Annotated in this window: 21 protein-coding genes and 1 tRNA gene; 12 read left to right on the forward strand and 10 right to left on the reverse strand. The window is 44.9% G+C overall.

The genetic code is table 11. The features are described from left to right. Positions 1-6 precede the first annotated feature (6 nt). The 5 genes from F5613_RS16010 to F5613_RS16030 form a co-directional block, all read right to left on the reverse strand. The gene (locus F5613_RS16010) at positions 7-828 is read right to left on the reverse strand and encodes an IS3 family transposase (RefSeq protein WP_068187386.1); all 822 of its coding nucleotides are present in this window, start codon (positions 826-828) and stop codon (positions 7-9) included. Continuing rightward, positions 825-1,124, reverse strand: coding sequence for a transposase (locus F5613_RS16015; RefSeq protein WP_179399000.1), 300 nt, complete (start codon positions 1,122-1,124; stop codon positions 825-827). The genes F5613_RS16010 and F5613_RS16015 overlap by 4 nt, the downstream gene beginning before the upstream one ends. A 91-nt stretch (positions 1,125-1,215) precedes the next feature. Continuing rightward, positions 1,216-1,512 (reverse strand): DUF4884 domain-containing protein, encoded by a 297-nt coding sequence (locus F5613_RS16020; RefSeq protein ID WP_179400505.1) that lies wholly within the window; start codon positions 1,510-1,512, stop codon positions 1,216-1,218. Positions 1,513-2,058: 546 nt separating this feature from the next. Beyond that, a complete protein-coding gene (locus tag F5613_RS16025) occupies positions 2,059-2,988 on the reverse strand; it encodes a 5'-nucleotidase (protein WP_179400506.1) in 930 nt (309 codons plus the stop codon). Positions 2,989-3,033: 45 nt separating this feature from the next. Then, a complete protein-coding gene (locus F5613_RS16030; RefSeq protein WP_246303365.1) occupies positions 3,034-3,942 on the reverse strand; it encodes a transposase in 909 nt (302 codons plus the stop codon). A 967-nt stretch (positions 3,943-4,909) separates the two neighbouring features. On the opposite strand from F5613_RS16030, the gene F5613_RS16035 reads away from it, so the two are divergent. From F5613_RS16035 to F5613_RS16065, 7 genes are all read left to right on the forward strand, one after another. Continuing rightward, positions 4,910-6,049 (forward strand): cystathionine gamma-synthase, encoded by a 1,140-nt coding sequence (locus F5613_RS16035; protein ID WP_179400507.1) that lies wholly within the window; start codon positions 4,910-4,912, stop codon positions 6,047-6,049. A gap of 135 nt (positions 6,050-6,184) precedes the next feature. Continuing rightward, the gene (locus F5613_RS16040) at positions 6,185-6,538 is read left to right on the forward strand and encodes a thioredoxin domain-containing protein (protein ID WP_179400508.1); all 354 of its coding nucleotides are present in this window, start codon (positions 6,185-6,187) and stop codon (positions 6,536-6,538) included. 199 nt (positions 6,539-6,737) lie between these two features. Continuing rightward, on the forward strand, positions 6,738-10,160 hold the full coding sequence (gene ileS, locus F5613_RS16045) for an isoleucine--tRNA ligase (protein WP_179400509.1): 3,423 nt from the start codon (positions 6,738-6,740) through the stop codon (positions 10,158-10,160). Between the two features lie 116 nt (positions 10,161-10,276). Further along, the gene (locus F5613_RS16050) at positions 10,277-10,657 is read left to right on the forward strand and encodes a TraR/DksA family transcriptional regulator (protein ID WP_068180132.1); all 381 of its coding nucleotides are present in this window, start codon (positions 10,277-10,279) and stop codon (positions 10,655-10,657) included. Positions 10,658-10,759: 102 nt separating this feature from the next. Further along, positions 10,760-11,395: a lipoprotein signal peptidase gene (locus tag F5613_RS16055; RefSeq protein WP_068180130.1), complete on the forward strand. Its 636-nt coding sequence runs from the start codon at positions 10,760-10,762 to the stop codon at positions 11,393-11,395. Next, on the forward strand, positions 11,388-12,290 hold the full coding sequence (locus tag F5613_RS16060) for a DUF4296 domain-containing protein (RefSeq protein ID WP_179400510.1): 903 nt from the start codon (positions 11,388-11,390) through the stop codon (positions 12,288-12,290). Before F5613_RS16055 ends, F5613_RS16060 begins: the two co-directional genes overlap by 8 nt. Positions 12,291-12,295: 5 nt before the next feature. Beyond that, a complete protein-coding gene (locus F5613_RS16065) occupies positions 12,296-12,862 on the forward strand; it encodes a hypothetical protein (protein ID WP_179400511.1) in 567 nt (188 codons plus the stop codon). Here F5613_RS16065 and F5613_RS16070 read toward each other — a convergent pair. Next, entirely contained in the window at positions 12,776-13,546 is a 771-nt protein-coding gene (locus tag F5613_RS16070) for an RNA methyltransferase (protein WP_179400512.1), read from the reverse strand. The genes F5613_RS16065 and F5613_RS16070 overlap by 87 nt on opposite strands. 75 nt (positions 13,547-13,621) lie before the next feature. On the opposite strand from F5613_RS16070, the gene tamL reads away from it, so the two are divergent. From tamL to F5613_RS16085, 3 genes are all read left to right on the forward strand, one after another. Next, entirely contained in the window at positions 13,622-15,964 is a 2,343-nt protein-coding gene (gene tamL, locus F5613_RS16075) for a translocation and assembly module lipoprotein TamL (protein WP_068180121.1), read from the forward strand. A gap of 74 nt (positions 15,965-16,038) precedes the next feature. Continuing rightward, a tRNA-Arg gene (locus F5613_RS16080) sits at positions 16,039-16,112 on the forward strand. Between the two features lie 321 nt (positions 16,113-16,433). After that, positions 16,434-17,030, forward strand: coding sequence for a hypothetical protein (locus F5613_RS16085; RefSeq protein ID WP_179400513.1), 597 nt, complete (start codon positions 16,434-16,436; stop codon positions 17,028-17,030). 118 nt (positions 17,031-17,148) lie between these two features. Here F5613_RS16085 and yihA read toward each other — a convergent pair whose 3' ends face one another. Beyond that, positions 17,149-17,745 (reverse strand): ribosome biogenesis GTP-binding protein YihA/YsxC, encoded by a 597-nt coding sequence (gene yihA / locus F5613_RS16090; RefSeq protein ID WP_179400514.1) that lies wholly within the window; start codon positions 17,743-17,745, stop codon positions 17,149-17,151. Continuing rightward, a complete protein-coding gene (locus F5613_RS16095) occupies positions 17,735-19,207 on the reverse strand; it encodes a sodium:solute symporter (RefSeq protein ID WP_179400515.1) in 1,473 nt (490 codons plus the stop codon). Before F5613_RS16095 ends, yihA begins: the two co-directional genes overlap by 11 nt. Before the next feature lie 74 nt (positions 19,208-19,281). Between F5613_RS16095 and F5613_RS16100 the strand changes: the two genes are divergently transcribed. Both F5613_RS16100 and F5613_RS16105 read left to right on the forward strand, forming a co-directional pair. Continuing rightward, positions 19,282-20,346, forward strand: a complete 1,065-nt coding sequence (locus F5613_RS16100) for a sensor histidine kinase (protein WP_179400516.1) — start codon at positions 19,282-19,284, stop codon at positions 20,344-20,346. Between the two features lie 110 nt (positions 20,347-20,456). Further along, positions 20,457-21,170 (forward strand): LytR/AlgR family response regulator transcription factor, encoded by a 714-nt coding sequence (locus F5613_RS16105; RefSeq protein ID WP_179400517.1) that lies wholly within the window; start codon positions 20,457-20,459, stop codon positions 21,168-21,170. Positions 21,171-21,384: 214 nt separating this feature from the next. On the opposite strand, the gene F5613_RS16110 is transcribed toward F5613_RS16105, so the two are convergent. Together F5613_RS16110 and F5613_RS16115 are read right to left on the reverse strand one after the other, a co-directional pair. After that, positions 21,385-22,698 (reverse strand): SpoIID/LytB domain-containing protein, encoded by a 1,314-nt coding sequence (locus F5613_RS16110; RefSeq protein ID WP_179400518.1) that lies wholly within the window; start codon positions 22,696-22,698, stop codon positions 21,385-21,387. Positions 22,699-22,710: 12 nt separating this feature from the next. Further along, entirely contained in the window at positions 22,711-24,708 is a 1,998-nt protein-coding gene (locus tag F5613_RS16115) for an OPT family oligopeptide transporter (protein WP_179400519.1), read from the reverse strand. Positions 24,709-24,816: the final 108 nt, after the last annotated feature.

The following is a 24,816-nucleotide window of genomic DNA, read 5'->3' on the forward strand; positions in this document are numbered from 1 at the left end:
GAACGCTCAGGCAACCGTTTTATACACCACACCGGGAATTTGTCTTCCTATCCCCTGATGCGCCCGGTTGTAGTTGTAATATTGCATATATTTCCTGATTCCCTTATAAAGCTCCAGTCCGTCATCACACGGATTCAAATATACATACTCTTGTTTGATCGTGCGCCAAAATCGTTCAATCCAGATATTATCCTTGGCACGTCCTTTTCCATCCATGCTTATTTTAATACCATTTTCTTTAAGCGTTTCGATCCAAGACGGATTGGTAAATTGAACACCCTGGTCGGAGTTGATGATTTCCGGTGCACCATACTTTCTGATCGACTCTTCAACCAGATCCAGGCAAACACTTTTCTCAAGTGTGTTGGATAAGCTCCAGCCCACAATGTAGCGGCTTTGCACATCCATGATGGCTGTTAGATACATAAACCCCTGTTTCATAGGAATGTAACTGATATCTATGGACCACACCTGATTTGTCTTTACAATATCAAGTCCCCGAAGCAGATAAGGGAGGATGTACTTGCGGGCACCCGGATTACTCAAGCTTTTTTGAGGATATTTGACCCGGATATTCATCAAGCGCATCAATCGTCGGATTCGTTTGTGGTTTATCTGAAATCCATTTAAACGAAGCATATCCTGCATCCCCAACACGCCACAAGTGGGATGTTCAATATGGTGCTTATCCATCTTTTGCATTATTTCCAAATTTTCAGGACTTTCTCCTATCGGTTTGTAATACAGTGTACTTCTTGGTATTTCCAATAATTCCGTTTGTGAACGAACGCTGAGCTCTTTATGCCTGGGATTTACAAGTTGTCTCATTTCTTTTTTAGACCGGCTCTCTTGCAGGCATCTGCTAAAAAATCCCGTTCGACGGTCAGGCGGCCGATCGTAGCATGTAGTTTTTGAATTTCCTCCTCACTGTCCTCTTTTTCAGCTGATCGAGCACCCTCAAAAACCTTGCTGCTGCCATTTAAAAACTCTTGTTTCCATTTACTGATCGTCATGGCACTTACTCCAAAGCGATGAACCAACTCACTTAGCGTTTCTTGTTCCTTTAAGGCTGAAATAGCAACCTTGGCCTTAAATTCGGCCGTGTAATGTGTTCTTTTCCCCATCTCTAAAATACTCTTTTTTGATTCAAATTAAACCCTTTTTATTCGACTTCACAAGTGGTCCAGGTTTTGGGGAGTATTATAGAATGATATCTCATTCAAAATAGGTTTGTCGTATGGTTGGGGTCTTTACTTTAGTAGTGTTTGTAATTCTTGTCTCCGTACTATCGTTTTCGATAGCGATCGCTTCACCGTTACAGTTTGTAAAATACACATAATTACCTTTGTCATAAAAACGGTACACTTTACAGCCATCATGTTCAAATAAATAATCCACTTTGTAAGTAGTGTTATTATCCGATGGAACCACAGCAATAGGCCTTGATATTGTACAAGAAAAGCAGATAAATCCCACCAATAGCAGGAGGCATGTTTTAATCATAATTTTCATACGCTGAATTTTTTATTCTGTTATTTAATACCATTACTTCAGTACCAAGAATCACGTTTACAAAATAAGCATCACCAATTTATAATCCAGAAAATCAATGTATTCAAAAGCAAATATACATTTATTGGAGAACTATTCGCATAAAATAGTAAAATAATAAATAATATATTTTATCAGTTGTAAAAAGGATGGATTCCAATTGCAAAATATGTCAATTATTTATTGTTATATAAAACAATTTACATTGCAATATATATGCAAACAGTCAAGAGTATCTGGTAATGTGAGAAAAGGCGTTAGTACAATTTCGCAGTTATAAACTCCTCGCAATAAAAGATAGAGCCATTGGAGCCTTGTTAATAAAGTTTTTAAATGCTACTTTAGAAGGAGGGAAGTCTTCTCAACTATAAGAATTAGAGTGTTAGGGTGAAAATAAGCGTAATTAATTTGCTCGTATGTAATATTTTTACAGTAATTCAGAGCTGTTTTTCTTTCTAACTATTAATTGTCTCCTCCAATCTTTCTCCGTTTTTACTTTCTTATTAACTAAATATCTTCATTGGCAATACCAAACGGGATATGAACTAATGGGATGTTTTTAATTGAGGTTTGATCTAAATGAATCATCTGATCATCAAAATATAAATGAGGCTTCATTACTTCTAATATCCTTGATTTATCGACTCCACCTAATAGAAACATTTCATCAACTTCAACGCCCCACTTATTTAATGTATTAATAGCTCTTTCGTGAGCAGGAGCATTACGTGCAGTTACAATTGCTGTTTTGAGTATTCTTTGATAATCTTTATTCTTTTGTCTATGGGTTGTTTCTAATCTCTGAAAAAAAGCTAATTTGGTAAAAAAGTCGGCTAATGGTCCAGCTTCTAATTCTTCAGAACTATGTTCTTTTTCATATTCATGGTATTTTTGAATACCATTTTGTTTATAAATTTTTTCTGCTTCGTCATTTGCTATAACTCCATCAAAGTCAAAAGCAACTCTAAGTTCAAAAGTTTCATCATCATGAATTTCATTTTGTAAGATTCTTCCCGCAGGCAAATTCGCTTTAATTGCTTCTTTTACATCATTTTCATTTGTTGCAAGAAATAATGAAATGTTAAATGCTGGAATATATTTAACAGCAGAACTTCCAGACATAAAAGCAGCTCTTGTGATATTTAACTCATATTGTCTAATTGAGTTGAAAATACGTACACCCGTTTCTGGACTATTTCTAGATAATAAAACGACCTCAACAGGTTTTTCTACATTATAAACATCATTAATACGAAGAAAACGCTTAATAAAAGGATATGCGACTCCTGTATTTAAAATGTCAGCTTTATGCTCATTTTGATATTGTCGGTACGCTTCTAAACCTTCGTTTTCAAAAATTTCATCTTCTTTTCGTAAGTCGAATAATGCATTAGATGATATTCCAACAACAAGTTTTTTTTCTATTGGGTAACCCATATTATTTATTAATGCGAATCAGTATTTGACATTGATTCATTTGTTTTAAACAATTAGATAAATGAATGCGATGGCTATTTTCCCCATCGTATGTATAAGAAGTCCAGATGTTGATCTGACCTTCATCGCTCTTTGAATATTTGTTTTCTCATTCAACCAGTTGAAGAAAGACTCTATGGGTTGTCTGACTTTAGAAACAGCCGTCGAAAATAAGTCTCTGTGGGCTTTCTCTCTTTGAGTAATTACGGGCTCTTCAGCCTTAATAGCTTTTACGGGAGTTAGCATATCCAGACCTATTTCCCTGTGTTTTTCTCCCCAAAAAGAGAAATCGGAGTAGATTTTATCGGCAAAGATACTTCTATTGGTCAGGCTGTCTGCTGCTTCTGTTTTAAGTACCGTCAAATCGTTCTCTGCCGCAGATGAAAGTATCAACATCTCAGGGAATGGAATAGTTCCTTTCCTTCTGAAAGCTAACGTGTGGAGTTTCAAACCAAAGTAGTACATATTTTTGGTAGAGCAGTAGCCTTTTGTTGCAATTTCTGTAGCCACTTTTCCTGTTTTATTCTTTCCTTTGCAGGTAACAATTGGCATGGAATCGATCAGTGATGTCATATTGTCGCAATCTTCTGGTTTAAAGGATGTAATGAGATGCTTTACGAGTTCATTAATTGCCTCACTTAACAGGTTCAATCGATAATTGAACGTCTGATAAGAAGGTAGACAAGGAAACCAAGAAAGCAAATATTCTTTAGTGAATGTATGTATCTCTTTGATACTGAAGTAGCGTTGATAAGCTCCACAGAACAGGTATACAGTAAGCAGTTCCTGGTCGGTGAAGATAGGAGTTGCATTATTACTGAATCTCTGACAACAAAATTTCAGTGAAGACTCATAGATATCGCAGATATACATATATATTTTTATAAGCTTAAGTTCTTTCTCCTTGGGAATCATAATTAGAAAAATGAGTGGTTTTATTCTTCTAAGATACTGATTTCCAGGGAGATTAAGAAATATTTTAATGTAATAATAAACTGTATAACAACATTTTAACTAAATGAATCAGCAAGTGATTTCAACTACTGATTCGCATTATTAATAATTATATTTAGTGTTTATGATTTTATCCTATAAACAAGGCCCTATTTTCAGTCACTTAACCTCATTAACGATTATTATGAGATTCTCTACTGAATAAATTATCTATATAATTTTATTCTTTAAAAGTTGAGTTTCCAATTTATATGCGCTCATTCTGAAAACAGAAATGATTACTAATGGGTTGTGTGACAAAGATAGTTATTCTTATAATTACAACAAGTACCTTTGATGTTTTATGTGAAAAGTCAGATAAAGATTAAGAAATATAGTATTTCAATAGCGGTGACATTTTAAGATTATAAAATGCGTCCTCTCAAAACAGGTTTCCTTACCCCAAGATCTCAGCCGGTAGATAATTTTTTTCGTTGGGGGAGGATTTGTAATAAACCGATAACATATATCTATTTAAGATGAAGAATCTGAATTTCATTCCTATATGTTTAGTTTTTCAAACATATAGAAATGAACTTTTAAATATATAAGGTTGGAAAGACAAACATATAGGATTGAAAATCAACTTATGTATTTTAAATTTTCTTAGAGGGGTTGGTTAATATGATCTGAGGGGATTTATTTTAAATCTTAACCCCTCAACAAATCAATAAAGAACTCCGAACACAGAAAGAAAATGCCAATGAGCAGCATTCACTACCATCCTTGCTTTAAATATACCTTAAACATGGTATTGGGGGCGAATGGGATGGGGGTTACCTTTGCAATCATTACAAGGTTGTTGCTTTAGGGCTTTTAGATTGTTTAGGTTTTGTCTTCAGGGCAAAGGATTGTTTTAGGTTTTATTTACGAATTTAATTGATGTGCTATGGATTTTTCAACAATGGCTATACACGAGGGGCAGGCTCCGGATGCGGCTACAGGTGCTACTGTAGTGCCTGTTTACCAGACTTCGACATTTACCCAACAGGGGATTGGCGAACACAAGGGTTTTGAATACAGCCGGCTGAGCAACCCCACGCGTACAGCGCTTGAGGTGTCGCTCGCTGCTTTGGAGCATGCACGCTACGGTCTTGCCTTCGCCTCGGGTATGGCGGCCGAACATGCTGTTTTTTCATTGCTCAACCCCGGCGACCATATCGTTACCGTTGCCAATGTGTACGGCGGGACGGTGCGTTTGTTTGAACGGTTGTTTTCGCGTTACGGTATTACCTTTTCGTATGTGGAGGGGAGTGATGCGCAGGAGTTTGAAGGGGCCATTGGCAGCAACACGAAGCTGATCTGGCTGGAAACGCCTACCAATCCGTTGCTTACAATTGTGGATATCGAGGCGGTGGCCGCCATTGCCCGGGCACGCGGTGTGTTGCTGGCGGTGGATAATACCTTTGCCTCGCCCTATTTTCAGCGTCCGCTGGAGCTGGGGGCGGATATTGTGGTGCAGAGTACTACCAAGTATATTGCGGGGCACTCGGATGTGATAGGCGGTGCGGTGTTGCTGAATGATGCGTCTATTTATGAGGAGCTTCGGTTTTTCCAGAATACGATTGGTGCCATTCCCGGTCCGCAGGATGTATGGCTTACCTTGCGGGGTGTAAAGACTCTGGCGGTACGTATGCGTCAGCACGAAGCGAATGCCTTTGCTGTTGCCCGTTTTCTGCAGGATCATCCCAGGGTGAGTCAGGTCTATTTCCCGGGGTTGCCCCAACATCCCAATCACGAGGTGGCACGCAGGCAGATGAGTGGCTTCGGGGGGATGGTGTCGTTCCGCCTGAAGGAGGGCAACCGCGAGTCGGTAAATGCTTTTGTTAAGAAGTTAAAGGTATTTTCCCTGGCCGACAGTCTGGGTGGGGTGGAGTCGCTGGTGTGCTTCCCCATGGTGATGACGCACGATGCGGTGCCAGAAAAACAGCGGCTGGAGTTGGGTATAACCGGCGACTTACTGCGTCTTTCCATCGGTATTGAGGGAGTGGATGATCTGTTGGCCGACCTGAAACAGGCTTTGGCCTGATTTACGCAAGGAAACGGACCGCGAAACTGCTGCATTGCTGGTTTCAGGATGGCTTGTGTAAGAAGTTTGAGGAGCCGTTGAACCAATCGGGGGCTTGGATAGTTATAGTATTATTTCAAACTAATTGAAAACGATATGAGTGTACCGCATTTAACTACTGCCGACTATGAACAGAAGGTGGGCGATTATAAGAACGTTGATAAATGGAGTTTCAAGGGTGAAAGGCCTTGTCTGGTGGATTTTTATACTACCTGGTGTGTCTATTGCAAAAACCTGAACCCGATTCTGGACGACCTGAAAAAGGAATTTGCCGGAAAGGTGGATTTCTACAAGGTGGATCTTGATAAAGAGCCTAAGCTGGAAGAGGCTTACAACATCCGTACGGTGCCTACTTTATTGTTGTGCCGCGCCGATGGTTCTTACAAACAGATGCTGGGAACGGTTTCAAAACTGGAACTTAAAAATATTATAGAAAAAGAGTTGCTTTAATGGTTTATCCGGATGCGCCGGATCGTTTAAAGAATATGGCTTACCCTATTACACTGTAATACGGTAAGCTCCTTTTTTTAATATTATTATCTAAAATGGTGAATATCGGGTGCAAACGGGGTTGTTTTTTTATTGCAAACTTTAAATAAAAAAATTACCTTTGCGGCAATTTTAGAATTGCAAGAATAAATAAATAGATATGAGTAAAAAATTTGCTGAATATTCAAAGTTTGACTTGTCGGGTGTGAACAAAGAGGTGTTGAAAAGATGGGCCGAAGGCGATATCTTTCACAAGAGTCTTGAAATCCGGGAAGGTGCCCCTTCATTTGTATTTTATGAAGGTCCGCCCTCTGCAAACGGAATGCCGGGTATTCACCACGTTATTGCTCGTTCTATAAAAGATATTTTCTGCCGTTACAAAACCATGAAGGGTTTTCAGGTGAAACGTAAGGCAGGTTGGGATACGCATGGTCTGCCCGTAGAACTGGGTGTGGAAAAGGCTTTGGGTATCACCAAGGAAGATATTGGAAAGAAGATTACTGTAGCCGAGTACAACGCCGCATGCCGCAAGGATGTGATGAAGTTTACCAAAGAGTGGGAAGATCTTACCAACAAGATGGGTTACTGGGTGGATATGGATGATCCGTATATCACCTACGATAACCGCTATATCGAGACTTTATGGTATCTGCTGAAGGAGCTCTACAAGCAGGAGATGCTTTACAAGGGGTATACCATTCAGCCCTATTCGCCGGCTGCCGGTACGGGCTTGAGTACCCACGAGCTGAATCAGCCGGGCTGCTACAAGGATGTAAAGGATACAACCTGTACGGCTCAGTTTAAGATAATTGATCCCAAACCGGAGATGGCGGCCTTTGGCGAGGCTTTCTTCCTGGCGTGGACAACCACTCCGTGGACCTTGCCATCCAATACGGCTTTGTGTGTGGGACCGAACGTAACCTACGTGGCTGTTCAGTCTTACAATCCGTATACGGGTATGCCGATGACGGCTGTTTTGGCTAAGGATCTGGTGGCTGCTTACTTTAATGTGAAGGCAGAGGGAATTGCCCTGGCCGATTACAAGGTGGGCGACAAGCTGATTCCTTACCAGATTGTGGGTGAGTGGAAGGGTACCGAACTGGCTGGTATGAAATACGAGCAGCTTGTTCCCTGGGTGAATCCGGGTGAAGGTGCTTTCCGTGTGATTACAGGCGATTTTGTTACCACCGAAGATGGTACGGGTATCGTTCATATCGCGCCTACCTTTGGTGCGGACGACGACCGTGTGGCCAAGGCCAACGGGGTGCCTCCGTTGATGATGGTGGACAAAGAGGGTAACCAGCGTCCGATGGTGGATCTGACAGGTAAATTCTATCTGCTTGAAGAGTTGGATCTGGACTTTATCGATGGCCAGATGGACAAGGAGCTGTATGCTATCTATGCCGGTCGTTTCGTTAAGAATGCCTACGATCCGGAGCTTACGGATGCGGATGCTACCCTGGATATCGACCTCAGTGTGATGCTGAAACAGCAGAACCGTGTGTTCCGTATCGAAAAACATATTCACAATTATCCGCATTGCTGGCGTACAGATAAGCCTGTTTTGTATTATCCGCTGGATAGCTGGTTTATCAAGACTACCGCTTGCCGCGAACGGATGATCGAACTGAATAATACAATTAACTGGAAACCGCAGAGCACCGGTACGGGCCGTTTTGGCAAGTGGCTGGAAAATCTGCAGGACTGGAACTTAAGCAGAAGCCGCTACTGGGGTACTCCGCTGCCTATCTGGCGTACAGAGGATGGCACGGAAGAGAAGTGCATCGGTTCGGTGGAAGAGCTTTACAATGAGATAGAAAGGTCTGTGAAGGCGGGCTTCATGGAAAGCAACCCGTATAAGGGTTTCGTTCCGGGTCAATACGATAAGGAGAATTACGATAAGATAGATTTGCACCGTCCGTATGTAGATGATATTATCCTGGTAAGTAATTGCGAGGGTAAGCCTATGAAACGTGAAACGGACCTGATTGATGTTTGGTTCGACTCGGGTGCGATGCCCTATGCCCAGATTCATTATCCGTTCGAGAACAAGGATGCGCTGGATAAGGGTTTTGTATATCCGGCCGACTTTATCGCAGAGGGTGTGGATCAGACCCGTGGTTGGTTCTTTACCTTGCATGCGATTGCTACCATGGTGTTCGACAGTGTGGCTTACAAGGCTGTAGTGTCTAACGGTCTGGTGCTGGATAAGAATGGTAACAAGATGTCTAAGCGGCTTGGCAATGCGGTGGATCCGTTCGAAACTATCGAACAGTACGGCTCGGATCCGCTTCGCTGGTATATGATTACCAACGCCTCTCCGTGGGATAATATTAAGTTTGACGTGGACGGCATCGAAGAGGTGCGCCGCAAATTCTTCGGTACATTGTATAATACCTACTCGTTCTTTGTGCTGTATGCCAACGTGGACGGGTTTGATTACAAGGAGGCCGACGTACCCATGGAGGAACGTCCGGAAATTGACCGCTGGATTTTGTCGCTGCTCAATTCGCTGGTAAAGGATGTGGATGGTTTCTATGATACATACGAGCCTACACGTGCCGGTCGCGCCATATCCGATTTTGTAAACGACAACCTGAGCAACTGGTACGTACGTTTGAACCGCCGCCGTTTCTGGGGTGGGGGAATGACTACCGATAAGCTTTCGGCATACCAGACGTTGTATATCTGTCTGGAAACGGTTGCCAAATTGATGGCGCCTATCGCTCCGTTCTATGCGGATCAGCTTTTTACAGACTTGATTGCCGTAACGGGCCGCGATAAATCCGAGTCTGTTCACCTGGCCGACTTCCCTGTTTGCAACGAGGCGTGGGTTGACAAAGACCTGGAAGAGCGTATGCAGCTGGCACAGTCTATCTCGTCTATGGTATTGGCTTTGCGCAGAAAGGTGAACATCAAGGTTCGTCAGCCGCTGCAGGCTATCATGGTTCCGGTGGCCGATGCTCATCAGCAGGCGGCAATCGAACTGGTGAAGAACCTGATTCTGAACGAGGTGAATGTGAAGGAGCTTACCTTTGTGGATAATGCCGCCGGTATTTTGGTGAAACGTATCAAACCTGACTTCAAGAAGTTAGGTCCGCGTTACGGAAAGGTGATGAAACAGCTTGCTGCAGCAATCCAGGCTATGACGCAGGAAAACATCCAGCAGTTTGAAGCTACGGGAAGTTTTGCCTTCGATATCGATGGTCAGCAGGCCGTTGTGGAGTTGGCCGACGTAGAGGTGATCTCGGAAGATATTCCGGGCTGGTTGGTGGCCAACGAAGGTCGTCTGACGGTTGCCCTGGACATTACCGTTACCGAAGAACTTCGTCTGGAAGGTTTGGCCCGCGAGCTGGTAAACCGGATACAGAACATCCGTAAGTCCAGCGGTTTCGATATAACAGACAAGATCACGATCGCCGTTTTATCGTCCGAAGACATGGATCCGGCCATCCGCGCCTACAGCTCATACATTGCCGGTCAGGTACTTGCCGAATCTATTGAGATTGCAGATGTGGTGAGCGATGGAACCGAACTTGATTTCGAAGAATTCAAATTAACTGTAAAAGTTGAGAAGGCTTGAAATAATAAGTAAATTAGCATATCACTTTTGTTGCAGCAAATAATATTTTACGTATATTTGAGCTGTTACAGGGTGAAAGAAAATAATAGTATTGTTGAACCATAAATTAATGAACCATGGCAGAAAAGACTAGATATTCGGATGCAGAACTTGAGGAGTTCAAAGCAATTATACTCGATAAGTTAGACATCGCGAAGAAAGATTATGAGTTGTTACGCTCGGGGGTTACAAACTCGGACGGTAACGATGTTGCCGATACTTCTCCTACATTTAAAGTGTTGGAAGAGGGGGCTGCTACGCTTTCAAAAGAAGAGGCCGGCAGATTGGCACAACGTCAGATGAAGTTTATTCAAAGTCTGCAGGCTGCCCTGATCCGTATCGAAAACAAAACGTATGGTATTTGCCGCGAAACCGGTAAATTGATTCCTAAAGAGAGATTACGTGCTGTACCGCATGCTACGTTAAGCATCGAAGCAAAACAGGGCGGCGTACGGTGATTGAATTTTAAGAGATAATTCACAATTCGGCAAGCAGGCAGACAGATTGTTTTGCAAGTTTGTCGAATTGTTTTTTGCGAAACAGGTAATTATAAACAAACAATGAAGTATTCCAAAGGGTGGGGCGCAGTGCTGATTATTTTGATTCTGCTAACTGCCGATCAGGCGCTTAAGATCTGGATTAAAACGCACATGCAATTGCATGAAAGTATTGAAATTACAAAGTGGTTTTATCTTTACTTCACCGAAAATCCGGGTATGGCTTTCGGCATCGAGGTGATTGGTAAACTTTTCCTTTCCGTATTCCGGATCATTGCTGTTGGTTTTATTGGCTATTATCTGTATGGATTGGTAAAGAAAAACTATAGCTTCCGCTTTATTGCCTGTATCGCGCTGATCTGGGCCGGAGCCATGGGGAATATTATCGATTCAATCTTTTACGGAGTGGTGTTCGACCATAGTTATGGTCAGGTTGCCACCTTTATGCCCGCCGGAGGAGGTTACGAGACCTGGCTGCACGGAAAGGTTGTGGATATGTTTTATTTCCCTATTGTGCAGACCGTAATGCCCGAATGGGTGCCTGTATGGGGTGGAGAGGAGTTTGTGTTTTTCCGTCCTATCTTCAACCTGGCTGATTCGGCGATTTGCGTAGGGGTATTCGTGTTGCTGATATTTTATCGTCATACCTTGTCCGAAAGTCTTGCAAAAGAAACAAAAGCTACAGAAACGCATGCGTAGTAAACTTTCAAGATATAGTTTTGCTTTTCTTACATCGTTGGCTTTAATTGCTTGCAGCAAAGTGCCCGAGGGCATTCTGAAAGAGAAGGAGATGCAGGCGGTTATGGTGGACGTATACCTTGCCGAGGCCATGATTGGTACGGATTACCTGAAATATAAAGAGGATGCTTCCAAGCAGGCGCTTTACGAGTCGGTTTTCCGTAAACATAATACCACCCAGGCTGTATACGACAGTTCCATCGTATGGTATGGAAAGAATCTGAAAATCTACATGGAGGTGTACGACGGTGTGCTGGCCGAAATAGACAGCCGCACCAAAGCATTGGGCGATGTTCAGGCCAATGCCGGTCCTGCTACCGAACGTGATTCGTTAAATATATGGCCACGCCGTCCGTTTATCACCTTCGAAGGTGTACAGGGTGGGCTTGTGTCGTACCAGATAAAGCCCGAGGTTCCCTACGGATCGGGCAGTACATTTGTGCTGGGCCTCAATGTGTGGGGAATTCATAACGGGATGAAGCATTATCCCGAAATAAAACTGAGTGTGGTGCAGCTGGATACTACGGTGAATGTAGTCCGGACGATTACCCGCGACGGATACCATCAGGTGGTGCTTCGTTCGCTGCCGGCCCGACAGGTGCAGCAGGTGTACGGCTACATCCGGATGCTTACTCCCGATACCCGTGTGCATAAGGTGTATGTTGACAGTCTGACTCTGATGAAGTACAATTACGGTACGGAGGTGATTACTCCACAGGAGCTTCCTGCAGATTCTGTAGTCGTAAAAGGCACGCCGGCCGATTCCGTACATACCGATTCCATGCATTCTGATTCCATGCTTAAAAAGAGACCCTTGCGTGTGAGCCCCAAGCTTGCCAAGAGTCCGGTTAATTGATTTCCGTGAAAAGATTTGCTGCAAATTATATTGCTTGCCAGTCTGTAGACAGACTGCATTATGTGGAGGTGACGTCCGGGTCCGTTCTGAATGGGGTATTCCCTTTGGAAAAGGAGCTGGCCGGCACCTCTTTCCTTAACGGCGTTATCTGGGTGGTACCTGCTGCCTTAGGGTGGGAGGTAGCGGATGTATGGAGCAGGCTGACTGCCATTCACCAACAGATGCCCGATGCCAGCGTGCCGGAGATGCTGAAAGAGCTTATCGGCACTTCGGCTGTACCTGCAGTAGGGGAACAGATAGCCATCGTTGAAAAATCTAAACTAATTCAGGATAGCAGTAACAACGAGCAGCTAGCTTCTGATCAAGCAGCTGTATCCATAGAGGACGAGCTGCCAGCTTTCCTTGAAAGTTCTATATTGGATCAGGATGGGATCAATAACGAGCAGCCAGCTACTTATCTACCTGTACAAGGTAAGTCCGTTTCTTTATTTCTGATTAAGGGGATAAGCCTGTCTGCGGCGGAATTCGGCGCAGATAACAGCAGTGGCAATCGCTACGTTGAGGGACTCTGAGGTTTCTCTTCCTTCGGGGAAGTTGGGGATGTAGAGCTTTTCGTTGATTAGTGCCTCGATACCCAGACGGATTCCCTTGCCTTCGTTTCCCATCACCAGGATGCCGTTGCTGCCTTCAAACTGCTTCGTATACATGTTTTCTCCATCCAGGAAGGTTCCGTAAAGAGGAGCTGTCTGCTGTTTAATATAGGCTTCCAGATCGGTATAATGTACCTGTACATGGCACAGGGCGCCCATGGTGGCTTGTACTACCTTGGGACTGTATACGTCTACTGTGTCCATACTGCAGACAATGTGCTCTATCCCGAACCAGTCGGCCATCCGTATGATGGTACCCAGGTTGCCCGGGTCTTGTACGCCGTCGAGGGCGAGTACGAGGGATTGCGACGGACAAACATCTTCCAGTCTGTATTCCGGTTGTTTGAATACGGCCAGTACATCCTGGGGCGTTTTAAGGAAACTGGCTTTACGCAGGTCGTCATCGTCGGCCTCCAGCAATTCCTTGGTGGGGATGTTTCCCTGGGTGGCCATCCACGAGGGTTTGGCGATAATTAGTTCGCACGGGAATGCACCCATCATGTCGGACACCATTTTGTTTCCTTCTGCCACAAACGTTTGGTACTCGTTGCGGTATTTCTTCATCTCGAGGGAGCGGATATACTTGACTTTCGACTTACTCAGCATCTTTTTTCTTTTTACAAAACAAATGTACAGGAAATAATTTAAATCAAGTACATTTGTAGCTTAAAAGGTAGCAGAATGAAGGGATTGTTTCGTGTCCTCTTTGCGATGGGTTTTTGCCTCTATCTTACAGGTTGTAGTACTACAAGGCATGTTAAGGAGGGTGATTATCTGCTCGATAAAGTGGAGATTGTATCAGATAATGAAGATTTTAAAAGTGCGAACCTTAGTTCGTACCTTGCACAGCAACCAAATTTCAAGGTGTTTGGTCTGCTTAAATGGCCTCTGCACGTATATAACTGGGCCGGAAAAGATGATAAATGGGTAAATAAATTATTGCGTCGCTTCGGCGAGGCGCCTGTGTTGCTGGATACCGTGCTGGTGGATCAGTCGGAAGAGGAGCTCAGACGTTATTTTGTGAACAAAGGGTATGTGCATGCCCGGGTGGATGCCTCGATTGATACCAGCAAAAGCAAGAAAGCTGTGGTTAAGTACGAGGTTATCACCCACGAGCCGTACCGTATCCGTAACTATAGCATGGATATAAGCGATACGACCATTAACCGTATTGCCCATATGCAACAGCCCCGCCGTCCGCGGTTTGCCTCTCCGTTCCGTGCCGTTCCCGAAGATTTTACTCCGTTGGTGAAGGAGGGGAGTCTGTTTGACCGCGATGTGCTGGATGCCGAGCGTCAGCGCCTTACGTCGCTGCTGCGCCGAAGGGGGTATTTTGCCTTCAACCGCGATTATATTTCGTATAAAGCCGATAGTGCCTTTAACAAGCAGGTGGTGGATCTGAGTCTGCAGGTAAATCCGATACTTCAGAAAACGGCTTCGGGCGAGGTTATTTCGATGCCTCACAGCCGGTATTATATAAATGATGTCTTTGTGGAGACCGATTACGATCCGATCAACCAGGATGCCTCTGTTGCCTCCGGGCCCAAGGATACGGTGAAGATAGGTAATATGGCTGTTCTGTACGGAGCAGACGGGCGTGTGATTCGTCCCTCTGTATTGCGTAAGAATGTCTATATCATGCCCGGAACGTTGTATAACGAGCGTACGGTGGAGCAGACGTATGCATCGTTCTCTGCCTTGCGGGCGCTTAAGAATGTAAATATCCGCTTTTCGGAGTTCCTGGAAAACGATACGATGAAGCTCAATTGTACCATTCTTACCACACCGGCCAAACCGCAATCAGTGGGGGTGGACCTGGAGGGTACCAACTCGGCGGGCGACTTTGGGTTTGCCACCAGCTTGAATTACCAGCACCGGAACTTGTTTAAAGGTGCGGAGGTGTTCTCTGCCAAGGTGCGCGGTGCCTACGAGTCTCTTTCCGGCGGCTTTGCCCAGGATTATTTCGAGTATGGTGGTGAGGCCTCCATCACCTTCCCCGAATTCCTGTTTCCTTTTGTGGGTTACGATATGCGACGTAAACTACGTGCCAGCTCGGAGCTGAAGGTGAGTTACAACTACCAGACCCGTCCGGAATACAGCCGTACCCTTTTATCCGGAGGGTGGAGCTATATATGGCAGGAGCGGGCCAATAGTCAGGGACGCCACGTATTCAAACTGCTGGATGTGGATTATATGTACCTGCCACGCATCAACCAGGCCTTTAAAGACTCGCTTCCCGAGTCGACCCGACTATACAATTATTCCGACCAGTTTATAATGGGATCGGGGTACACCTATTCGTTTACCAATTACAACCCGTTGTTTAAACAACGCAACACCCATTCGCTGCGGGCTTCGGTGGAGTTGGCCGGTAACATGCTTTACGGTTTGTCCAAGCTTACCAAGGCCAGCAAGGACGAGAATGGCATCTATAATCTGTTTGGCATTAATTATGCCCAGTTTGTGAAGGCCGACTTCGATTTCAGTAAGAGCATCGTGCTGGACGAGCGTAACTCCATCGCTTACCGTATCGGTGCGGGCGTAGGGTTCCCCTACGGCAATGCGGAGATGCTTCCTTTCGAGCGCCGCTACTTCTCCGGAGGTGCCAACAGTGTTCGCGGATGGTCGGTTCGCCGGTTAGGTCCGGGTAGCATGGCTGTAACCGATTCTACCTCCTTCTTCAACCAGTCCGGCGACGTGCGGTTGGATTTGAGTGTGGAGTATCGAAGTAAACTCTTCTGGAAATTTGAGATGGCAGCCTTTGTAGATGCTGGAAATATCTGGACAATCCGTCCGTATTCGTTCCAGGACAAAGGAAATTTCGATTTTTCCAGATTTTATAAAGAGATTGCACTTTCTTATGGTTTGGGATTGCGTGTGGATTTCGATTTCTTCCTAATCCGTTTTGATACAGGATTTAAGGCATACAATCCGCAGGAGACAGGCAAGGAGCGATGGGCCATATTGAAACCCAATTTTACCAATAACTTTGCCTGGCACTTTGCTGTAGGGTATCCTTTCTGATAAAAAAGTGCCTAATCCATTTGGTTATTCCAATAAAAGCGTTACCTTTGCACCGCAATACAGCAAACAAGGATGGTCGGGTAGCTCAGCTGGATAGAGCAACAGCCTTCTAAGCTGTGGGTCATGGGTTCGAATCCCATCCTGATCACTGAAATAGAGAACTGATAATAAACTGTAAATTAAGCAGTTAAATTATCGGTTCTCTTTGTTTATACGCAAAACTGGATAATTTAAACGCACTTAAAAACACTCGAATTATACGACTATTTGCACTTCTGCTCACAAATAGCTCACTATAACTTACAAATAACTTACACTAAAATGGCAACTATAAGAGCTTGTAATATTAATTTGAATAATAATGATCTCACGTTATTAGTTTTTGCAGCCATTTATTTTTGTATTAAAATATTTAGTTTAGTTTTGCACGTGGTTTAGAATTCCATTAATCATTTTTAACGTTCTGCTTATGTTTGAAAAGATCCTGAGTTTTTTCGGGGGGGAGATGTTGCATCGTGTTTCACGCAATGCAAAGTCGCTCATTCTACTTGTCCCCTTTCTTACCCTTTCGTGTACATCGGAAGATGTTGTTTCGGATGATAGTTCGGTAGCTGTGTATTCAACCTTGTCGGGTGAAGAACAAAAGATCTGGGACTATTTTATTAAGTACAATCACTGTACTTCGGTTGTTACAACCGGAATTATACGTAATGAAGCCGGCGCTCAGCCTGTTGGAGGTTACGACGACGTGAAGTTGCGTTTTAGTTTTACGGGAAAAGAGTTTACGATAGATGGTCTCGGTAAATTCAACCCCGAAGTTGGTAAAGGTATTCCTTTGGAAGATCTTAAGCTGCTTACCCTGGTGTATCTGCGTAAAGGCACCTGCCCGCAGGAAACAGATGCAATGTTTAAGGATGCCAACATCGATACGGAGATGACTCCTTCGAGATTAAAGATCAACTACACCGGAACAGGTGAGTTTGAAAGTGCATTTATCTATTACGAAGGCATTCCGTCTAAAACAAATCCCGGCGTAAATTACACAATCGACTTTGAAGTATTCTGATTTATCGCAAAGACGGTAGTCTTAAAAATACACCCTGAAACGTGTGGATGAATAAATAGAAAGTCCCGGTAGGAATTCGGTTTCCTGCCAGGACTTTTTTATTTGGTATTATGTAATATCAGAGACTCTTTGTAATCTCGTCGATGTAGTTGAGCAATTCCTCTTTACCCTCTTTCTTTTCTGACGAGGTAAGCAGGATAGGAGGGAGCTCCTCCCAGCTTTCGAGCAGCTTCTTGGTGTAAGCGTTCAGCTTTTCACGCAGCTTGCCTCCACCCAGCTTGTCTATTTTGGTGAAAACAATGGAAAAAGGAATTCCATTCTCGCCCAGCCACTCCATAAACTCGAGGTCGATTTTCTGCGCTTCGAGTCGGCAGTCCAGTAAAACAAACAGGTTGGTGAGCTGTTCGCGCTCCAGGATATAGTCTTCGATGATTCTGCGGATGTTCTCGCGTCCCTCTTTACCCCGTTGGGCATAACCATAGCCCGGAAGGTCCACCAGATACCACGAATCGTTGATGATGAAGTGGTTGATAAGCTGAGTCTTACCCGGTTTGGAGGAGGTCATAGCCAGCCCTTTCTTCCCTGTTATCATGTTGATGAGAGACGATTTGCCTACATTAGACCGCCCGATAAAGGCATATTCGGGCATTTTGCTTTCCGGACATTTCCTTACATCGGTATTACTTACTACAAATTCAGCACTTTTAATTTCCATTATCGTGTATGTTATTTTTTGTTTTACTTGTTGTGAGCCATAATCCCATAAAGGTAAGCAGCCCGTTTATCATTAAAATCTCGTATCCGAACCGGTATCCGGTATAGGCGAATACAAGCTTGTCCGCCACATAACAAATAACCGGCGAAGCGATACATATATAGGGAACCAGCTTGTCGCGGGGAACCATCCTGGTAAACAGTCCGAACGAAAACAATCCCAGCAAGGGGCCGTAGGTATACGATGCAATCATGTAGATGGCATCAATCACGCTTCGGTTGTTTATGGCCTTAAAGATAATAATAATCAGGGCAAATAACACAGAAATAAGTAAATGAACTTTCAATCGTGTCTTTTTTGCCTTTTGAGCCTCCTCCTTATGAATGCCCAGAATATCCACACAGAAGGTGGTGGTGAGGGCTGTTAGGGCCGAATCCGCACTGGAAAAGGCCGCTGCAATGATCCCTATGGTGAAGAAGATAAGAATGCTTTCGCCCAAAATACCCGATGTGCAGTACATGGGCAGTATGTCGTCGTTAAGAGCTGGCAGAGCTATGTTAAGCCTGCCGGCCAGGGTGAGCAGCAACACGCCCAGCGAGAGGAACAGAAAGTTTACGGGCGTAAAGGCAAAGCCGTACCAGTACATGTTTTTCTGCGATTCTTTCAGGGTTTTGCAAGACAGATTTTTCTGCATCATGTCCTGGTCCAGGCCCGTCATAACGATTACAATGAATATTCCGCTCAGAAACTGCTTTATAAAGTGCTGGGTACTGTGCCAGTCGGAGAATTCGAAGATGCGGAAATGCGGACTCTCAATCAGTGTCTGTACCAGTCCACGACTGTCTGTGTGCATCACATCCTTCACCTGCCATATAATGACGATCAGCATGGCGATAAAGCAGATGGTCTGCAGGGTGTCGGTCCAGATGATTGTCTTCACCCCACCTCTGTAGGTATAGAGCCATATCAGCAGGATGCTTCCGGCCACGGTAACCCCAAAGGGGATGTTCCAGGCGGCAAACACGTAGGTCTGTAAGATAAGCACCACCAGATACAATCGGGCGGCGGCCCCTATTGTTTTAGAAAGCAAAAAGAAAGAGGCGCCGGTTTTGTAAGCTCTGTTGCCCATCCGGCTCTCCAGATAGGTGTATATGGAGGTAAGATTCAGTCGGTAGTAAAGCGGGAGCAGTACTTTGGCTACGATGATATAACCAAAGAAAAACCCGAAAACCATCTGCATGTAGGTCATATCCATCCCCCTTACCATCCCCGGAACCGATACGAAGGTAACGCCGGATATGGAAGTGCCTATCATACCCAGGGCAACGATGTACCAGGGAGATTTGCGGTTGCCCAGAAAAAAGGCCTCGTTACCCGATCCCTTTTTCCCCGTAATGGAGGCGATTAGCAGCAGCAGGCCGAAATAGGCGGCAATGATAAGTAAAATAATGTAACTGTTCATTACGGTATTTTTTGAATGGATGCAAAGGTAATAAAATACTTTTACTATCTTTGAGGAAATCAATCACACCGGTTATGAAGAAACAACACCTCAACGTAGTCATACAGCTTATGATTTGGCTGGCCTTGTTTATTCTGCAGATTATTTTGCTTCCCAGCTGGGGTAAGTTCCCCACCATTTTTGATGATATCAGTTTTTACAGAACCATCATTCCCGAAGATATTCTGATATTTTGTATCTTTTATCTCAATTATCTGGTACTGGTCCCCAATCTGTTAGGTAAACGGCGTAAGGGATTGTATATTCTGGCTTCGATCTTAATATTCGGCTTGTTCCTTTTCTTTCCGGTTTTCCTCGACTTCTTCTTTGGTATTAAATACCACGGTCGTTTCGGTAATCCTAAAATCATGAATCTCTGGTTGGGCTTTGTGGGCCTGATGATCCTTGGAATCAGTCTGGGGATGCGCAGTGTGCAGGAGTGGCTTAGAGCCGAGCAACGCAACAGAGAGATGGAATACCGGCGTACGCTGACGGAGCTCAGGTCGTTGAAGACGCAGATCAATCCGCATTTTCTGTTCAATACACTCAACACCATCTATGCCCTTTCGTTGAAGAACTCGGAAAATACCTCCACTGCCATACTCCGCTTGTCTACCATGATGCGCTACGTGCTGAGTGATGCGAAAAATGATTTCGTTCCTCTCGAAAAAGAGGTCGAATACATCGAACAGTATATTGAACTGCAGAAGTTACGTTCTACCGACAAGCTGGAGCTGGATGTTTGCATTAAAGGCGATTATACATCGGCACAGATCGCCCCTCTCATCCTTATTCCGTTTATTGAGAATGCCTTTAAGTATGGGGTGAGCAACCACGAAACGTCTCCTATATCGTTGTATTTGTTTGTAGAAGAAGACCGGCTTTTGTTCGAGATGCACAACAAGAAGTTTAAATCGGAACCGGTACGGGTTTCCGGCGAAGGTATCGGTATTGCCAATACCACGCGGCGGTTGCAATTACTTTACCCCAAACGGCATAAATTGAAAATAGAGGAAAAAGACAACAGCTATAACGTACGCCTCGAGATTAAACTGAAGGGAGAACAGTACCCCTTGGAGCCAACTTTAGGAAACGAATAGAAGGAATGAAAGATATTCACATAAAACGTAAGAATACCGGTAAATGGCTCCGGAGCTGAACTTGAGGGTGTATAGATAATAGATAGTTGTAATTACTAAATATGGATTCCATGAAGATTGCATGCATTATTGTTGATGACGAGCCCCTGGCGCTGGACGTACTATCGTCTTTGATTGCCCGGGTTCCTTATCTTGTTCTTGAGGGGCAGTATACCGACCCGTTCCTTGCCATGGAACATCTGCGAAAGCATCCGGTGGATTTGTTGTTTGTAGATATCCAGATGCCCGACATTACGGGGATTGAGCTGGTGCGTACCCTTACTAACCCTCCGAAGGTTGTTTTTACTACGGCTTACAGCTCGTATGCTGTGGAAGGGTTCAAACTGAACGCCATGGATTATCTGCTTAAGCCGATCTCGTTCGACCGCTTCCTTACTGCCGTAAACAGGGTGAGGGATTACCTGGAACTCTCCCGGGCAGCCCAGGAAGGGATTCAGACGGAAGAGAAGAAAGTGCCCGACTATATGTTCGTAAAGTCCAACTACAAGGATGTGAAAATCAACTTTAGCGACATACTCTATATAGAAGGTTGCGAAGACTATATCCGGATTCATACCACTACGAAGAAGGTGATGACTCTCCTGAGCATGAAGAATGTGATGGAGAAGCTTCCCGAGCAGCAATTTATACGTATCCATCGTTCTTTTATCGTTGCCATGGATAAGATAGAAAGTAAAAGCAACGAACGGATTACGATTGGAAAAGAGTCATTACCTATCGGATCTTCCTATCTAAATGAAGTTACAAAACGTCTTTACCGATAGAATCTGCCTCTTTATCCATACTTTATTGTCTTTTATCTATTTTAACTTTTCTCATTGAACGGAATGTGGTTACTTTGTATCGCATTTAGCTCGTGAGAGTCCAGGCAAACTGGTTTGTTCATCAAACCAGAAAAATAGGTAAACATTAAAAAAGAGGGCACCCTTCGGGATGCTCTCTTTTGTGTAGGTACGTTATATCAATCTTTTTATTGAATCAATATCTCTTATTGAGGTTGGCTCCGGGAAAATAGTGTGTAAGAATCTCCCGGTAGTCGTATCCTTTCGCCCCCATAACTGCGGCACCGATCTGGCAAAGACCCACTCCGTGTCCCCAGCCGGCTCCTGTAAGTACAAACCGTTGCGGTACATCCAGTTTCACTTCCTCTTTGTCCACCACAAAAGCAGAGCTGTACAGGTGTGATTCCGATAGTGTGCGACGAATTTCCAACTCCTTACCGATGGTAAATGTTTTACGTGTTCCCACAATCTTCAACTTCTCGATACGTCCGGATGTGCCACGCGATACGGGTATCATATCCAGTATTTGTCCGAAATCCATGCCGCTTCTTCTGTGTATCAGATCCGAAAGATAAGATTGTGTATAGGTTACCTTCCAGCGGTAGAAATCGGCCGTTTCCTGGTCGTAGTTGTTCAGCACCTGACTCAGAATCTCTTTGTCCGTTGTATTGCAAAAAGCCTCCGGCGAGGTACGTATCCACTTTTCGGCCTCTTCCTCGATGCTCAGATCCGGATACTCCGTTTCCGTGCTGTCCCGCAATACGGCAAGGTAGGGGTGAGGCTCGGGTTCCCAGCAATGTTCGAATGTTTCGGTAACGCCCCCGCAACATTTGGAGAAGCGCGCATCGCAAATCCGGTCGCCGTTGGATAGAATTTCCCCGCGTGTCTCTTTAATCACCTCTTCAACGATGGGTGTAGAAGCACGGGTGATTCCCTGGTACCGCTGACAGTGGTCGTCTGCACAGACATCGAACAGGTCGTGATCTTCGCGGTCGTACCAACGCACCAGTTCGTTCTCGTCGCGGTAACAGGTCTGGTATTTCTTATCAGAACCCTTTATCAGGGTATTCTTTTCGATCTGGGCCAGCAGCCAGCTGCGCGAAATAACAGCATGCGCCTTTAGAAGCTCCTTGGAAGCCGTGGCACTCATCTCGGACGAGATTACACTGGTAAGATACTCTTCCACATCCACCTGATTGATGGTTATGATTCCCTCTTTGCTGGCCAGCAGAAGTAATGCTCCGCGGAAACGCTGGTCCTCCTTACGTTCCCAATGGAAATTAACACCGATGGTAACCGCCTTGATGTCGAACGAAGCATTGGGGTCTACCGAATCAAAAAACAATTCCTTGTATAATTTGCCGTTATAAACAATGTGATTGTCTATTAGCAAGGCACGTTGTTCGCCGCTTACCAATGCCCCGGTTTCGGCATTTACGTACTCGGCGTTGAATACAAAACTGACAGCTTTTTCGGTCAGAATCCCGACCCTTACTGATGGAGCATCCATATCTATCGGATATTAGGCCTCTTTTCTGGCACGCAGCGAACTTACGGCAAGATAGGCAATTAATAAAATATACATTACAACAGCCAATACCTCAGCCAGGTTACCCTCAAGCCAGGCTTCGTTTACCAGGTTTACACCCGTAAAACGCAATGCGGCACTTATCACACCCATTAAAGCACCTCCGGCGATGAATCCGGAAGCAAGCAACGTTCCTTTTTCCAGACGAGCTGCGTTAAGTTCTTTGTCTTTCGACCGGCTTCCAACATACCAGTTTATGGCACCACCAATCAGCAGCGGTGTATTGAGGTCGAGAGGGATAAACATACCCAGAGCAAAAGCCAGAGCAGGAATCTTGCAGAAATTAAGCACGATAGCCAGCACAGCACCGATGGCATACAATACCCACGGAGCACCCGCGCCGGACATCAGCGGTTCGATAACCGCAGCCATGGCGTTGGCCTGCGGAGCGGCAAGCTGACCGCTTGTAAAGCCGTAAGTCTGGTTCAGGATAAGTATAACACCACCCACGGTGGCAGCCGATACCAAAGTGCCTAAAAACTTCCAACCCTGTTGTTTGGCAGGGGTAGTACCCAGCCAGTAACCTATTTTAAGGTCGGTAATAAAACCTCCAGCCATGGAAAGCGCTGTACAAACCACACCTCCGATGATAAGTGCGGAAACCATTCCGGCAGCCCCTTTCAGTCCAACCGCCACCATAACGATGGAAGCCAGAATAAGCGTCATCAGAGTCATACCCGATACCGGATTGGTACCTACAATGGCAATGGCATTGGCTGCCACGGTGGTAAACAGGAATGCAATAATACCCACTACAAGAAGTCCGATCAGCGCATGGAACAGGTTGCCCACTACTCCGAAATAGAAAAATATAAAGGTTACGATCAGCGTAAGGATGGTGCCGATGGCGATAATCTTCATGGGCAGGTCGCGCTGGGTACGAATCGTATCGGTAGTCTGCGTATTTTTACCCTTCAGCTCTTTGCCTGCAAGGCCTACAGCACTCTTAATGATGGACCACGATTTGATGATACCGATAACCCCGGCGGTGGCAATACCCCCGATACCGATATGGCGCGCATAGGTAGTAAAGATCTGTTCGGCACTCATACTGCCTACCGTGGCAGTGATGGCTGCGTTGCCAAAGGTAAGAACCTCCGAACCGAACAGGGCCGACAGCAACGGGATAATCACCAGCCACACCAGAAATGATCCGGCACAGATAATCATCGAATATTTCAGTCCGATAATGTACCCAAGTCCCAGTACGGCAGCTCCGGTGTTAACCTTCATCACCACCTTGAATTTATCGGCCACCATTTCGCCGATACCTACGATGCGGGTGCTGATGGATTCGCTCCACCAACCAAATGTGGCTACAATAAAGTCGTACACCCCACCGATAATACCGGCAAAGATAAGCGGTTTGGCCTGGTTGCCTCCCTTTTCGCCCGATACAAGCACCTGGGTTGTAGCTGTAGCTTCGGGAAAGGGATATTTACCATGCATTTCTGATACAAAATATTTACGGAAGGGAATGAGCAACAGGATACCCAGCACACCTCCCAGCAACGAGCTCATAAACACTTCGAAGAAGTTTACGCTTATTTCGGGATATTTGTCCTGCAGGATATACAAAGCGGGTAAGGTAAAGATGGCACCTGCCACCACCACGCCGCTGCTGGCTCCGATTGACTGGATAATCACGTTTTCGCCCAGTGCGTTTTTGCGTTTAAAGGCTCCGGACAATCCCACGGCGATAATGGCAATGGGAATGGCGGCTTCAAACACCTGGCCCACCTTTAATCCCAGGTAAGCGGCGGCAGCACTGAACAGTACAGCCATCAGCACACCCCAAAGCACAGACCACGGGGTAACTTCCCTGTACGATTTAGTTGGCGACATAAGGGGAGTGTATGTTTCCCCCTCTTTTAATTCACGGTAAGCGTTCTCTGGTAATCCGCTTACTTTTTCTTCATCTACTTTACTCACGGTATCTTATTTTAGTCGATTAACATTAGCCGGCGGATGCATCCGATAGCCGGACACAAAGCTAAGTTTTTATTTCTAATGAGACAACAGTTCAGCCACCTACCTTTT

This window comes from Macellibacteroides fermentans, from assembly GCF_013409575.1.
Taxonomy (GTDB): Bacteria; Bacteroidota; Bacteroidia; order Bacteroidales; family Tannerellaceae; genus Macellibacteroides; species Macellibacteroides fermentans.